Source organism: Acidovorax sp. 22279, from assembly GCF_052045435.1.
GTDB classification, from domain to species: Bacteria; Pseudomonadota; Gammaproteobacteria; order Burkholderiales; family Burkholderiaceae_C; genus Acidovorax; species Acidovorax delafieldii.
The window spans coordinates 219,211-232,756 of the sequence record NZ_JBQEOV010000004.1 but is presented as its reverse complement, the minus strand read 5'-3'; the positions used below and the strand labels follow the sequence as shown (position 1 = coordinate 232,756).

At 67.5% G+C, this 13,546-nt stretch carries 12 protein-coding genes; 3 read left to right on the top strand and 9 right to left on the bottom strand.

Annotated elements, in window-relative coordinates; genetic code table 11:
- Window positions 1–6 precede the first annotated feature (6 nt).
- Window positions 7–435 (top strand): VOC family protein, encoded by a 429-nt coding sequence (locus tag ACTJKQ_RS07350; protein ID WP_440596463.1) that lies wholly within the window; start codon window positions 7–9, stop codon window positions 433–435.
- Between the two features lie 8 nt (window positions 436–443).
- On the opposite strand, the gene ACTJKQ_RS07345 is transcribed toward ACTJKQ_RS07350, so the two are convergent.
- On the bottom strand, window positions 444–893 hold the full coding sequence (locus ACTJKQ_RS07345) for an Lrp/AsnC family transcriptional regulator (protein ID WP_094290073.1): 450 nt from the start codon (window positions 891–893) through the stop codon (window positions 444–446).
- Window positions 894–994: 101 nt separating this feature from the next.
- On the opposite strand from ACTJKQ_RS07345, the gene ACTJKQ_RS07340 reads away from it, so the two are divergent.
- Both ACTJKQ_RS07340 and ACTJKQ_RS07335 read left to right on the top strand, forming a co-directional pair.
- A complete protein-coding gene (locus ACTJKQ_RS07340) occupies window positions 995–1,615 on the top strand; it encodes a LysE family translocator (protein ID WP_121941667.1) in 621 nt (206 codons plus the stop codon).
- 100 nt (window positions 1,616–1,715) lie between these two features.
- Entirely contained in the window at window positions 1,716–2,255 is a 540-nt protein-coding gene (locus ACTJKQ_RS07335; RefSeq protein WP_440596462.1) for an EVE domain-containing protein, read from the top strand.
- 428 nt (window positions 2,256–2,683) lie between these two features.
- Here the strand turns inward: ACTJKQ_RS07335 and ACTJKQ_RS07330 are convergent, their stop codons facing one another.
- The 8 genes from ACTJKQ_RS07330 to ACTJKQ_RS07295 form a co-directional block, all read right to left on the bottom strand.
- Complete coding sequence (locus ACTJKQ_RS07330) at window positions 2,684–3,394, bottom strand: hypothetical protein (protein WP_440596461.1); 711 nt, start codon at window positions 3,392–3,394, stop codon at window positions 2,684–2,686.
- 290 nt (window positions 3,395–3,684) lie between these two features.
- Window positions 3,685–7,440 carry a molybdopterin cofactor-binding domain-containing protein gene (locus ACTJKQ_RS07325; protein WP_440596460.1) on the bottom strand — a complete coding sequence of 1,252 codons (3,756 nt, stop codon included), beginning with the start codon at window positions 7,438–7,440 and terminating at the stop codon, window positions 3,685–3,687.
- Window positions 7,437–7,943 carry a (2Fe-2S)-binding protein gene (locus ACTJKQ_RS07320; RefSeq protein ID WP_440596459.1) on the bottom strand — a complete coding sequence of 169 codons (507 nt, stop codon included), beginning with the start codon at window positions 7,941–7,943 and terminating at the stop codon, window positions 7,437–7,439. Before ACTJKQ_RS07320 ends, ACTJKQ_RS07325 begins: the two co-directional genes overlap by 4 nt.
- A gap of 17 nt (window positions 7,944–7,960) precedes the next feature.
- Entirely contained in the window at window positions 7,961–9,133 is a 1,173-nt protein-coding gene (locus ACTJKQ_RS07315) for an ABC transporter substrate-binding protein (RefSeq protein ID WP_207780597.1), read from the bottom strand.
- Window positions 9,134–9,253: 120 nt separating this feature from the next.
- Complete coding sequence (pncA, locus tag ACTJKQ_RS07310) at window positions 9,254–9,979, bottom strand: bifunctional nicotinamidase/pyrazinamidase (RefSeq protein WP_056057733.1); 726 nt, start codon at window positions 9,977–9,979, stop codon at window positions 9,254–9,256.
- Between the two features lie 75 nt (window positions 9,980–10,054).
- On the bottom strand, window positions 10,055–10,798 hold the full coding sequence (locus tag ACTJKQ_RS07305; protein ID WP_440596528.1) for an ABC transporter ATP-binding protein: 744 nt from the start codon (window positions 10,796–10,798) through the stop codon (window positions 10,055–10,057).
- Between the two features lie 2 nt (window positions 10,799–10,800).
- Window positions 10,801–11,583 (bottom strand): ABC transporter ATP-binding protein, encoded by a 783-nt coding sequence (locus tag ACTJKQ_RS07300; RefSeq protein WP_056742258.1) that lies wholly within the window; start codon window positions 11,581–11,583, stop codon window positions 10,801–10,803.
- The gene (locus ACTJKQ_RS07295) at window positions 11,580–13,487 is read right to left on the bottom strand and encodes an ABC transporter permease (RefSeq protein WP_440596458.1); all 1,908 of its coding nucleotides are present in this window, start codon (window positions 13,485–13,487) and stop codon (window positions 11,580–11,582) included. Before ACTJKQ_RS07295 ends, ACTJKQ_RS07300 begins: the two co-directional genes overlap by 4 nt.
- Window positions 13,488–13,546 lie beyond the last annotated feature (59 nt).

The following is a 13,546-nucleotide window of genomic DNA, read 5'->3' as shown; positions in this document are numbered from 1 at the left end:
CACACCATGGAAGCGCAAGAAATCCACCGGGGCAGGCTGTTTGACCATGTGCAGCTCGTCGTGCGCGACCTGGCGGCCAGCCAGGCCTTCTACACGGCGGTGCTGCAGGCCCTGCAGGTGCCCATGGGCGGGGCGGACGAGGGTTACTTCTGGGCGGACGAGCTGTTTGTGTCGTCGGCCGACAGCCCTGCAGCTCAGGGCCACCTGACAGGCCGCACGCACCTGGCGTTTCAGGCGCAGGACCGGGCGATGGTGGATGCGTTCTACCGTGCCGCACTGGCCCACGGCGGCACCGACAACGGCGGGCCGGGCGAGCGCGCGTACCACCCCGGCTACTACGCGGCGTTTGTGCTGGACCCGGACGGCAACAACATCGAGGCGGTGTTCCATGGCGACGCGCAGCGCAGTGCGGCGTCGGTGAAGATCACGTTCTGAGGGGTGAGTCAGCCCGCCTCCGGCCGGGTCAGGCCGCGCAGCGGGATGGGCGTGGAGAACACGATGGATGTGCGTGTTTCGCCATAGCCGTTGATGTCGCCCAGAAAGCGCTCCAGATCGGGCAGGTCGCGCGCCACGACCTGCATCACGTACGAGTCGTTGCCGCTGACATGGTGGCACTCAAGCACCTGGGGCGACTGGCGCAGCTTGTCGATCAGTGCCTTCTTGCCGGGCTGCGGCACGTTGATGCCCACCACGGCGCGCACGCCGTAGCCGACCTTGGCGGGGTCGATGTCGGCATGCACGCCGCGCACCACGCCCGCCTCTTGCAGGCGGCGCAGGCGCTCGAGCGTGGCGGGCACCGACAGGCCCACGGCCTCGGCCAGTTCCTTGAGCGAGGCGCGGCCATCGGCCTGCAGCGCGCTGATCAGGCGCCAGGCTTTGTCATCGACTTCCATAAAAGCCTTTATCGATTGGCACAGAAAAAACCGAAACCAAATTCTGGATTCGCCGAATTTTCTGCATTCTCCACCGCCAGCCATCGCCCTAGCATCGGAGCATGGACTTGACCTCACTCACCGTGTTTCTGCAAGCCGCCGTCATCGGCGTGCTCATCGCGGCCCCCGTGGGCCCCATTGGCCTGTTGACGATGCAACGCACCCTGGAGCGGGGCCTGGCGGCCGGGCTGGCCACCGGCCTGGGCGCCGCTGCAGCCGATGCGGTGTATGGCGCCGTGGGCGCCTTCAGCGTGCGCTGGCTCATCGATGGGCTGACGCAGGCCAAGACGCCGCTGGCGCTGGGCGGCGGCGCCCTGCTGCTGGTGCTGGCCTGGCGCACCTGGCACGCGCCGGTGGCCCACACCGCAGCCCCGGCCCGCGATGCGCGGGGGCTGCTGGGCCTGGCGGCCGGCACGTTTGCGCTGACGCTGGCCAACCCGGCCACCATCGTGTCGTTCATTGCGGTGTTTGGCTCGCTGGGTGGCGGCCGGCCCAGCCTGCCGTCGCCGCTGTGGATGGTGGCGGGCGTGCTGGTGGGCTCTGCCGCCTGGTGGCTGCTGCTGACCGGCGCGATTGCCTACCAGCGGCAGCGCTTTACGCCCGCCTGGCGCCAGCGCATCAACCGGGCGTCGGCCCTGCTGCTGGGCGGGTTTGCACTGTGGCAGTGGGGGCAGCTGGTCTGAGGCGTTGCGCTGCGCACAGGGATGCTGCAAAGGTACTGACACTGCGGTGTCAGCAGCACGCCCGCACCATCGGTGGCTTCTTTGATCCGGAGCTTTTCTCATGACCAACGCCGTGCTGCAACACCCTCTTTGGCCGGATGCCGAGCCTGCGCGCAACGACATGCCCCTGTCGGCAGCGACCTCTGCGGCCGCCACGCGCCGCAACTGGATCGCCGTGGCCTGCGCCCAGCATGCCCGCCGGGGCTGTGCCACGCCAGGCGCGGGCTACATGCAGGTGTGCCATGGCAAGGTGGCGCCGCTGCAGCGCATACGGCCCGGCGACCGCGTGGCGTATTACGCGCCGACGGTGACCATGGGGGGCAAGGACCGGCTGCAGGCGTTTGTCTCCATCGGCATCGTGTTGCCGGGCGCGCCGTATGCGTTTGACATGGGCGGCGGGTTTGTGCCGTCGCGGCGGGATGTGGCCTATGTGCCTACGCGCGAGGCGGCGATTGCGCCGCTGCTGGACGCGCTGGAGTTTGTGGACGACCGCCAGCGCTGGGGCAGCAAGTTCCGGTTTGGGCTGTTTGCCGTGAGCGACCACGACATGCGCCTGATTGCGCAGGCGATGCAGGCCGAACTGCAGTTACTACATTTTTGATAGCTATTCAGGCAATCAGCACTAGCGCATCCGGCCCAAAAGGCTTCAAACGGATCGCGAACAGCCCCGTGGGGCCTCCGAACAGCCCGCGGGCAGCTGTCAGCACACCGCCATCAGTGTGTCCACCACCCGGCGTTGGGCGGCGGTCAGGGCGGTATAGCCTTCACGCAGCAGTCGCAGCACGATCGCGTGGATTTCAATTTCGCTAGCGGGCATGGTTTTCTCCTTGAACGGCAACAGTGGGCGGCCGCCGCAGGGGCTGGCCGATGACATGGGCGCCAGCCACGACAAAAAGAGGCGGGCGACCGGGCCTGCCCCACCATGGACCAAGCCCCGATGCCACTGTGCCGAGGAGGCGGCGCAGGCGGTAGCGCAATAAACGGGGAAGTTCGCGGGCTTTTTGGCACGCCGCTCTGCAGCCAAAAAGCCTAAGGCGAGGTGGCTCCGGGCACGTAGGCGTCAATGACCGGCGGCTCGCTGTCCCCCGCAGCGGTGCGGGCCAGCTTGAACCAGGTCCAGGTCTCCACATCAGGTGCGTCGTAGCTGCCGTAGGACTGCCCGCCCCACGAGAAGTACGAGCCCTTGTTGCCCGTGCTGACGGTGCGCTTGCCCACGGCCAGCCCGCCATCCTTGAGCAGCGCCAGCCTGAACCCTTGCAGCACGCCCGAGGCCCCAGGCTCTTTGTCCGGCGACACGGTCTGCGGGACCAGGTCGAGCATGCCGGAGCTGCAGCGGGCCTGCACGCCGCTGTAGGTGACGAGGCTCCACTGCCGGGTGAGCGAGGTGCGCACGTTGCGCGCGCGGTTGACGGTGCGCGTGCGCAGCGTGGTTACGCCGCGCTGCTGCTGCACCCAGACCTGCATCTCCGGCGAGCCGGTAAAAAACGGCAGGCTGCCCCGCACACCACCGGGCTCCACCGGCGGCCAGGCGTACACCCCTTGCAAGGACGGGCAGCCGAACCAGCTGCTCTGCACGGGGCCAAACGCCGGAGGCGGCTTGGGCGACCCCTGCACATCCGGCCCGCAGGCCGTGAGGGCCAGGCAACACAGGGCCAGCGTTGCGGCGCCGCCGATGCGCTGCACGCGCCGGTGCGGGATGCGCAGGGCGCTGTGCAATGGCGAGGGAGCGGCAGGTGTCATGGTGTCTGGGCGGTGGTGTAGCGCGATTGTCGGGCTGAACACGGGGCCTACGGACGATCCATTTGCTCCATTTTTGATAGCTGCTTGCGCATATTCCACTAGCACATCAGCACCAAAAGGCTCCAAAACGTGCTGACGCTCCCCCAGGCATGGCCTGGAGGGTCGTCGGAGCCGTCTAAGAGCGGCTAACAAAACTCAGCGAAGCGGTTCTGGCTAGGCGCTGTGTCGCAGGCAGTACGAGCAGTACGACAAGACACAGCAACAACGCCAGAAGAGTTTTGTTAGCCGCTCTAAGGATGTGCAGGCCCCGCCCGCACACGGGCCAGCGCCTCGGGCACATCGCGCCACGCCGGGCGGCCGGGGGCGTAGCGCTGGCGCATGTAGCCCGCCAGCTCGGTGATCTGCGCGTCGCTGAGCGCGTGGCCAAAGCCGGGCATGAAGCCGATGTCCCGCGCGGCGGGCTCGCGGATGCCGTGCACGATGACCTGCAGTAGGTTGTCGGGCCGGTCGCTGTGCAGGTTGCTGTTCAGCGCCAGGGGCACGTTCACGCCCAGCAGGCGCGGGCCGACGCCGTCGTGGTGGCAGGCGGCGCAGGCGCCGTCGAACAAACGCTGGGCCTGGCCGGGCTGCGGGGCCAGCGCAGCGGCCTGGGCCACAGCGGTTTGGGCGCGCTGCTGCGGGTCAGACACTGGCAGGGTGGCTGGCTGGGTAGCCGCGTCCGCAGCGGTGAACGAGGCCAGGTAACTTGCCATGGCGCGGATGTCGTCGTCAGGCAAGTGGGCCAGCTCGCGCACCACGGGCGCCATGGGGCCGGAGGCGCTGCCGTGCTGCGGGCTGTGGCCGTGGCGCAGGTAGCCATACAAAGAATCGGCCGTCCAGGGCACGGGCGCCTTCGACAGGCCGGTGAGCGCAGGCGCCTCCCAGCCATCCACCATGGTGCCCGATAGGAACGCAGCCCCGCCCAACTCAGCCCCCAGCGCATTGCGCGGCGTATGGCAGGCGCCGCAGTGGCCCACGCCCTGCACCAGGTAGGCGCCGCGGTTCCACTCGGGGGGGCGATTCGGGTCGGGCTTGAACGGGGTCGCGTCGTGGGACAGCGCGTTCCAGCCCGCCATGAGCGGGCGCACGCTGAACGGGAAGGTCAACTCTGTCTTCGGCACCTCGGCCCGCACGGCGGGTTGCGCCATCAGGTAGGCGTACAGCGCGGTGAGGTCGTCGTCGCTCATCTTGGCGAACGACGTGTAGGGGAACGCGGGGTACAGGTGTTTGCCATCGCGCGAGATGCCTTCGCGCATGGCGCGCTGGAAGGCGCTGAAGGACCACTGGCCGATGCCGGTCTCGGCGTCGGGCGTGAGGTTGGTGGTGTAGACCTTGCCAAAGGGCGTTTCCATGGCGCGGCCGCCCGTGTTGGGCGTGCCGCCCGGTGCGGTGTGGCACACCACGCAGTCGCCCGCAGCGGCCAGCAGGCGGCCCCGCTCGATGGTGGCGGCGTTGTAGACCGAGGCACCCGCCGTCTGCACCACGGGCGCGATGGAGGGGCGCCAGCCCAGCAGCGCGGCGCCCATGGCGATGCCACCAGCGGCCAGGGCCAGGGCGCGCGCCCAGGGGCTGCGCTGGGTGGGCCATGTGGCGCTGGCTGGCACGGTGGGTGCGGGCAGCTCCAGCGTGGGCAATACCTCGGCCTGCTCAGTGGGTGCGGTGCTGCCTGCAGCCGCCTCGCCTGCGCCACCGGGCAAGGGGTTGAGCCCGGCGCGCACCACCTCGGGCGTGAAGGGCGGCGCGCGAAAGCGCACACCCGTGGCGTCAAAAATCGCATTGGCAATCGCTGCTGTGCCCGGCACAGAAGACGACTCGCCCGAGCCCAGCGGCGCCTCGTCTTGCCGGGGCATGTGCATGACCTCGATGACCGGCACCTCGCGAAAGCTCAGGATGGGGTAGCTACCCCATTCACGGTTGTCCACGGCCTGCTTGACAGGCTCGAAAGTCACCTGCTCCTTGAGCGCGCGGCTGGTGGTCTGCAGCACGTTGCCGTGCACCTGCTGCTCCACACCGGCGGGGTTCACCATCAGGCCCGCGTCGTGCCCCACGACCACGCGGCGCACGTGCACCTCGCCGGTCTTCTTGTTGACCTCCACATCGGCCACCCAGGCCGCCCAGGCGGCGCCAAAGCCGGGCCACTTGCTATGGATGTAGCGGGCGTAGGCAAAGCCCTGGCCTTGGACCCACTCACCTTTGTTGTCACCCTCCAAGGGGCGCTGCTGCGGGCCGGTGCGGCGAATCCAGCCCGCCTTTTCGGCCGTGGCCTGCACCAGCTCGGCAGCGCGCGGGTCGTTCAGCAACTGCAAGCGAAACTGCACCGGGTCCACACCCGCCGCTGTCGCCAGCTCGTCCACATAGGACTCGTGCGCAAACGAGTTGGGCAGGGCCGACACGCCGCGCAACCACGATGCGCGCACGATGGGCGGCATGTCGTTGACGGCCACGCGCAGGTTGTCGTACTGGTAGGGCGGGCGCGCGGTGCGGTCGCCCATCTCGTAGGCCTGGGCCACGGGTTCGATGGTGCGGGTGAGCAGCAGGGCCAGCGTGGGCGCGCCGTTGGAGGGGTAGGACGTTTCAAAGTCGTACGCCGCCACGGTGCCATCGGCCTTGAGCCCGCCGCGCACCTGCATGAGCTGCGCCGTGCCCTTGGGCTCCCACAAATGCTCCTGCTCGCGCGTGAGCTGCACGCGCACCGGGGCGCCCACGGCGCGCGCGAGCAGCGCGGCGTCAGCCGCTACATCGTCGGCACCGTTGCGGCCATAGCAGCCTGCGGCCTCCATGCGGATGAGGTCGATGTCCACATCGGGCAGGCCCATCAGGCGGGCCAGGTCGGCGCGCAGCACATGGGGGTTTTGCGTGCCCGCCCACACCGTCATGCGCGGGCGGCCCGTGCTGTCATCACTGCGCCATTCGGCCACCGCGCACGATGGGCCGATGGAGCCATGCATCTGGTAGGGCCACACATAGGTGCGCGGCATGGGCTGGCCGTCGGCAGACAGCGCGGCCAGGGCGCCCTCCACATCGCCTTCGTCCACCAGACGGCGCTGCGTGGCGGGGTTGGCGCGGATGGCTTGTTCCAGCGCCTCGGCGCTGTCCTGGCGCGGAAAGCCGGGCCAGTCCTTCCAGCGCACTTTCAGCTCGCGCAGCGCCTGCTCGGCCTGTTCCTCGCGCTCGGCGACGATGCCCACAAAGTCGCGGATCACCACCACGGCGCGGATGCCGGGGATGTGCGCGATGGACTGCTGGTCCACCGATTCGAGCGTGTTGCCGATGAAGTCGCCATGGTCGGCCCCCGCATACGGCGGGCGCACCACACGGCCGTGCAGCATGCCGGGCACGCGCATGTCGTGCACAAACACCAGCTCGCCGCTGACCTTGGCGGGGATGTCCACACGCGGCACGGACTGGCCGACCACGGTGTAATCGGCGGCGGCCTTGGTGGTCGTGGCGTCCACCAGCTCCAGCGTGGTGTGCGCGCCCGCCAGCAGCGCGCCGTAGGCCACGTGGCGCGACGGGTCTGCAGTGACCTGCACGATCCCCGCACGCACCTGCATTGCCTCCACCGGCACACCCAGCCGCTCTGCGGCCTGGGCCACCAGCCAGTGGCGCGCCTGCGCGGCAGCGGTGCGCAGGGGCTTGGCGTGGATCTGAATGGATGCACTCGCGATGGTGGCGCCCTGGTTGGGCGCGCGTGTGGTGTCGCCCAGCACCATGTTCACCTGGGCCAAGGGCACGTCGAGTTCTTCGGCCACGATCTGCGCGAGCGCGGTGCGGATGCCGGTGCCCAGGTCCACATGGCCGTTGAGTGCGGTCACGCTGCCGTCGTCCCACACGGCGACCAGTATCTCCACGCCCTCGGCCGGGTTGCCCGCCACCAGGGCGGGCTGGCCCTTGACGGGCGGTGGTGCGGGCGGCGGGTTGCGCACCACCAGCAGCACGCCCTGGGCGGCATGGAAGTCGGCGCGGGTGAGCGGGCTGTGGGCGCGCAGGGGTGGAGGCGTGTTCATGCCTGGGCCTCGCGCATCAACTGGGCCGCGCGCAATACGGCGCGGATGATCTCGACATGTGTGCCGCAGCGGCACAGGTTGCCCGACAGCTCGCGGCGCACGGCCGCTTCGTCGGGGTCAGGATTGCGCTCCAGCAAGGCCACGGCCATCATCACCATTCCGTTGAGGCAATAGCCGCATTGCGCGGCCTGTTCATCCACAAAGGCCTGCTGAACCGGGTGAAGTCCTGCGGTGCGGCTGCAGCGCCCGGGCAGCCCTTCCAGCGTGGTCACCTCGCGGCCCGCCACGCCCTGCGCCGGGATCACGCAGGCCCGCGCGGCAATCCCATCCACCAGCACCGTGCAGGCACCACACTGCCCCAGGCCACAGCCGTACTTGGGGCCGTTGAGCGACAGGTCGTTGCGCAGCACGTGCAGCAACGTGGCGCTGGCCAAGGTGCTCTGCGGCAGGGCAAACGGCTGGCCATTGACGACGACCGGGGAGGGTGAAGCGGGCGCGTGCATGTCTCGGTGGGTTGTTCTCAGCGTCGCAGTGACCCGCTGCGCGTGTACATCTCCAGGTCCACAAAGTTGGAGCCATTGTGGTTGCCCGGGCCGTACACCAGCGGAAAGTCGCCGATCTTGGTGGTGCCCATGTCTTCCATGGCCTTGATGAAGCCTTCCCGCGTGAGCGCTTTGCCTGCGCGCTTGAGGCCTTCCACAAATACACGCGCGGCGATATAGCCCTCCAGCATGGTGTAGCTGTCGATTTTTTCGCCTGCATCCGCGCGGTCCTTGCGGTAGTCGGCCACGATGGCCAGGCGGCTGGCCTGCGGCGAGGGCACGATGCTGGCCGTGACCAGCCCTTCGATGCCGCCGTTCAGGCGCTGCGCGGAGCCCGGTGCGTCGGTGATGCCCACCGAGATGGTGTACAGCGGCGACGCAGCGCCCGCCGCCCGGTAGTCGCGCAGGAACACCTCCACCATCTTGCCCGCCATGATCATCACCACCGCGCCCGGCTGGGCCTTGGTGAGCTGCGCCACCTGGGGCTTGGCGTCGGTGGCTGCGATCTCCATGGGCACGGAATCGACCACCTTGACCTTCAGGCCCTGGGCGATCTGCAGGCAGGTGTCGAGGTTGGATTTGCCAAACGCGCTGTTCTGGTAGATGACGGCGATGTTGTTGATGCCCAGCGTGGCGAGGTGGCCCACGATCTTGCGCAGCTCGGTCTCGTAGCTGGCGCGCACGTGAAACAGGTAGCGGTTGTGGTTGGTGCGAAACGAGGTGGTGCCCACCAGCGGCGCGAACATGGGAACGCCAGCCTTCTCTGCCAGGGGCATGGCGGCGATGAGGTTGCCGGTGGCCACGTAGCCGATCAGTGCGAAGACCTTGTCTTCGTCAATGAGCTTGGCCGTGTTCTCGGCGGTCTTCTTTGGCTCGTACGCGTCATCGTGCGACACCAGCTCCAGCGTGCGCCCCTGCACGCCGCCGGTCTTGTTCACCTTGTCGAACGCCAGCGCAATGCCCGCCTTGTAGTCCACCCCGAAATCCTTGGCCGGGCCGGTGAACACCGCCGACTGCCCCACCTTGATGCGGGTGTCCGTCACCCCGGTCTCGGCAGCCGCCGGGCCCGCGGCCCCCAGAGCAGCGGCGGCCAGGGCCGTCAGCACCACACGGCGGTCGATGCTGCCCTCCTCCATCCCACGACATTTCATGAAACGCTCCTTACATCAAAGGCGCAAGTTTCCCTGCAAGCGGAGCGGCTGCGCAACCATTTCTGCGGGGTGTTGTGAATCCGTCAAACCCCGGCGCCGAAGCACCGGTGCGGTGCGCCGTCAGGCGACATCGATGTCGCTGGACTGGATGCGTTTGACGCCCTTGGCCTTCATGTTTTTCCAGGCCGCGTCGAGCGATCCGTTGAGGTCAATGGCGCGGGTCGCATCTTCGACCACATAGGTTTCGAAGCCCAGGCGTTTGGCGTCCAGCGCCGTCCAGGCCACGCAGAAGTCGGTGGCCAGGCCCGTGACAAACACGGTCTTGATGCCACGCTGCTTGAGGTAACCCGCCAGGCCGGTGGAGGTCTTGCGGTCGGCCTCTTCAAAGGCCGAGTAGCTGTCCACATGCTGGTGAAAGCCCTTGCGCAGGATCACCTGGGCCTTGGGCACCTGGAGGTCCTTGTGCAGGGCGGCATCGTCGGTGCCCTGCACGCAATGGTCGGGCCACAGCACCTGCTGGCCGTAGCTCAGCTTGGTGGTTTCAAACGGCTTCTTGCCCGCGTGAGCACTGGCAAAAGAGGCGTGGCCCTGGGTGTGCCAGTCCTGCGTGACCACCACGTTTTCAAACGCTGTGGCAATGCGGTTGATGACCGGTACCACCTCATCCCCCTTCGCCACGGGCAGCGTGCCGCCGGGAACAAAACAGTTCTGCACATCGACCACGATGAGCGCCGCTCGCTCACCGGGTTTGATCTTGCCTGCCGCCCAGCTGGCAGGGAAGCTGGCCCCGGCCACGGTAAGCGCGGCCGATTGAAGAAGAAAGCGACGACGTTGCGCAGTTTGCATGGTGAACACTCCGGTTGGGAACGCACTGACACATCGGCCATGGCCCGGTAAGGCCAGGGCCGGGGAACTTCTGCTTCACACGCTGAGGTAGGCGCGGCGCACCTCTTCGTTGGCGGCCAGCTCTTCCATACTGGCCTGGTAACGGATCTGGCCCTTTTCGAGCACGTAGGCGCGGTCGGAGACCAGCTCGGCAAAGTGCATGTTCTGCTCGGACAGCAGGATGCTCACGCCCTGCTCTTTCAGCTCCAGGATCATGTGCGCCATCTGCTCCACGATGACGGGCGCCACACCTTCAGAGGGCTCGTCCAGAAGCACCAGATAAGGGTTGCCCATGAGCGTGCGGGCCACGGTCAGCATTTGCTGTTCGCCACCGCTCATGCGGCCGCCAGGGCGCTGGGGCATCTCGCCCAGGTTGGGGAAGAGCTTGAACAGGCGCTCGGGCGTCCACAACGGGGCGGCTGTGCCATCGGGCCAGGTGCGGGCGGGTTGGCGGCCCACTTCCAGGTTCTCCATCACCGTGAGGTCGGTGAACACTCGGCGGTCTTCGGGCACAAAGCCCAGGCCCAGGCGGGCAGCGTCGTGCGGATCGGTTCTGGACAGGTCCTTGCCCATGAACTGGATACTGCCCTTTCGCTTGGCCAGCATGCCCATCAGCGTCTTGAGCGTGGTGGATTTGCCTGCGCCGTTGCGGCCCATCAGCGCAACCACTTCGCCACGGCGCACGTCCAGGTCCACGTCGTACAGGATTTGCGCGGCACCGTACCAGGCCTGCAGGCCCTTGGCCTGGAGCAGCAGTTCTTTGGGGTTGTGGGTCGTCATGGTCATGCCGCCTCCGCATTGGCTGCGGCTTTCTTCTCAAACGTCTTGCCGGTGCCGAAGTAGACCTCCTGCACCTTGGGGTGGTCGCGCAGCTCCAGCGGCTTGCCCTCGGCAATCAGCCGCCCGCGCGCCAGCACGATCATGCGGTCGGCATAGGCAAACACCACGTCCATGCTGTGCTCGGTGAACAACACCGCCATATTGCGGTCGATCACCAGCTGCTTGGTCAGCGCCATGAGTTCGTTGCGCTCCTTGGGCGCCATGCCGGCGGTGGGCTCGTCCATGAGCAGCAGCTTGGGAGCGTTGGCCATGGCAATCGCCAGCTCCACGCGCTTCACATCGCCATAGGCGAGCACGCTACAGGGCCGGTCAGCCTGCGACTTCATGCCCACCTGGTCGAGCAACGCCAGGGCTTCTTCGCGTTTGTGGTCGGCAGCCCTGCGCCATAGGGAGAACAGCAGACCGTCGTTGGAGATCAGTGCCATCTGCACGTTCTCCACCACCGTCAGCGATGCAAAGGTTTCGGCGATCTGAAAGGTGCGGCCCACCCCCATGCGCCAGATGTCGCGAGGCTTGCGGCCCACCAGCTCCTGGCCGTTGAGCTGGATGGAGCCTGCATCGGCAGGCAGCTGGCCGTTGACCATGTTGAAGGTGGTGGACTTGCCCGCGCCATTGGGGCCAATCAGCGCCAGCAGCTCGCCAGCCGCCAGTTCGAAGTGGATGCCATCCACCGCCTTGACGCCGCCAAACGATTTGCCCAGACCGGTGACTTTGAGGAGGCTCATGCTGTGCCCTCCTTGTTGTTCTTGGCGTCGCGCATGTTGTCAAAAATCTGTTTGATGGTGCCCGCGATGCCCTGCGGAAACAGCAGCACCAGGATGAGGATGATGGCGCCCAGCATGGCGCGCCAGTAGTCGGTGTTGCGCGCCACGGTGTCGTGCAGCCAGGTGAAGGTGACCGCGCCCACCACGGGGCCCGCCAGCGTCTGGATGCCGCCGAGCAGCACCATCACCAGCCCGTCCACCGATTTGCCCACGGCCAGCGACTCCGGCGAAATGCTGCCCTTGGAGAACGCATACAGCGCCCCTGCCAGCCCTGCAGCCGTGCCCGCCACCACAAACGCCGCCCACTGCATGCGCTTGACGTCGATGCCGATGGCGTCGGCCCGCAGCACAGAGTCGCGCCCCGCGCGCAGCGCATAGCCAAACGGAGAGAACAGCACGCGGCGCAGCCACCACACCCCTGCCCCCACCAGTGCCAGCGTGAGCCAGTAATACATGCGCTTGTCTGCCAGCCAGGCCGCAGGCCAGACACCGGTCAGGCCGTTGCTGCCCCCCGTGAAACTGTCCCACTGGTAGGTGATGGCCCAGGTGATCTGGGCGAAGGCCAGCGTCAGCATGGCGAGGTACACACCCGACAGCCGCACTGCGAACCACCCGTAGACAAACGCCCCGGCCGCCGCCACCAGCGGCGCCACCACCAGTGCAATCTCCATCGGTAGCCCGAGCGAGCGGACCAGCAGGGCCGCGCCATAGGCGCCCAGCCCGAAGTAGGCGGCATGGCCGAAGGAGTGCATGCCCGCAGGCCCCATGATGAAGTGAAGGCTGGCCGCAAACAGCGCTGCGATCAGCAGGTCAATCAGCAACACCGTGGTGTACGGCGACTGCGCGGTCAGCAGCGGCGCTGCCGCCAGCAGCAGGCCCAGCACGGCGGCCGCCACCAGGTAGGCCTTGCCAGGCCGACGCAGCGGCTCCTCCTGCATGCCCACGTAGCGGCTGGGCGCCTGCGGCCTGCCGAACAGGCCCCACGGGCGCCAGACCAGCACCACCGCCATCACCAGAAAATCCACTACCAGGGTCAGCTTGGAAAACGACACACTCAGGCCAAACACATCGACCACACCCAGCCAGATGCAGATGGCCTTGATCTCGGAGATCAGCAGCGCGGCGGCGTACGCGCCCGGAATGGAGCCCATGCCACCCACCACCACCACCACGAAGGCGGCACCGATGGTGTGCAGGTCCATCTCCAGCGTCGCGGGCTCGCGCGGCAGTTGCAGTGCGCCACCCAGCCCGGCCAGCATCGCGCCCAGCGCAAACACGGCCGTGAACAACCAGGCCTGGTTGACGCCCAGGGCGCTCACCATCTCGCGGTCTTGCGTGGCGGCACGCACCAGCGTGCCAAACCGGGTGCGCGTGAGCAGCAGCCAGACCGCACCCAGCACCAGCGGACCGACCACGATGAGGAACAGGTCGTAGCTGGGAAACTGCCGCCCGAGCAGGCTGACGGAACCCGAAAGGCCCGGCGCGCGCGGGCCCAGCAGTTCGTCGGGGCCCCAGAGCCACAGCACGGCGTCCTTGATGACCAGCACCAGTGCAAACGTGGCCAGCAGCTGGAACAGCTCGGGCGCCTTGTAGATGCGGCGCAGCAGCACCACCTCGATCAGCGCCCCCAGCACGCCGACGATCAGAGCGGCCAGCGGCAAGGCCACCCAAAAGCCCAGCGCACCGCTCAGGCGCTCGACCAGCGAGTACGCGACGTAGATGCCCACCATGAAGAACGAGCCATGGGCAAAGTTCACGATGCGGGTCACGCCAAAGATCAGCGACAGACCCGCCGCCACGAGGAACAGCGACGACGCGCTCGCCAGCCCGTTGATGAGCTGAACGATGAAACCCGAAAAACTCATGTTCGAAAAACCCTCAAGTCATCACCACCCGTGTTGCGCATCGCTCGCAGCACATGAAA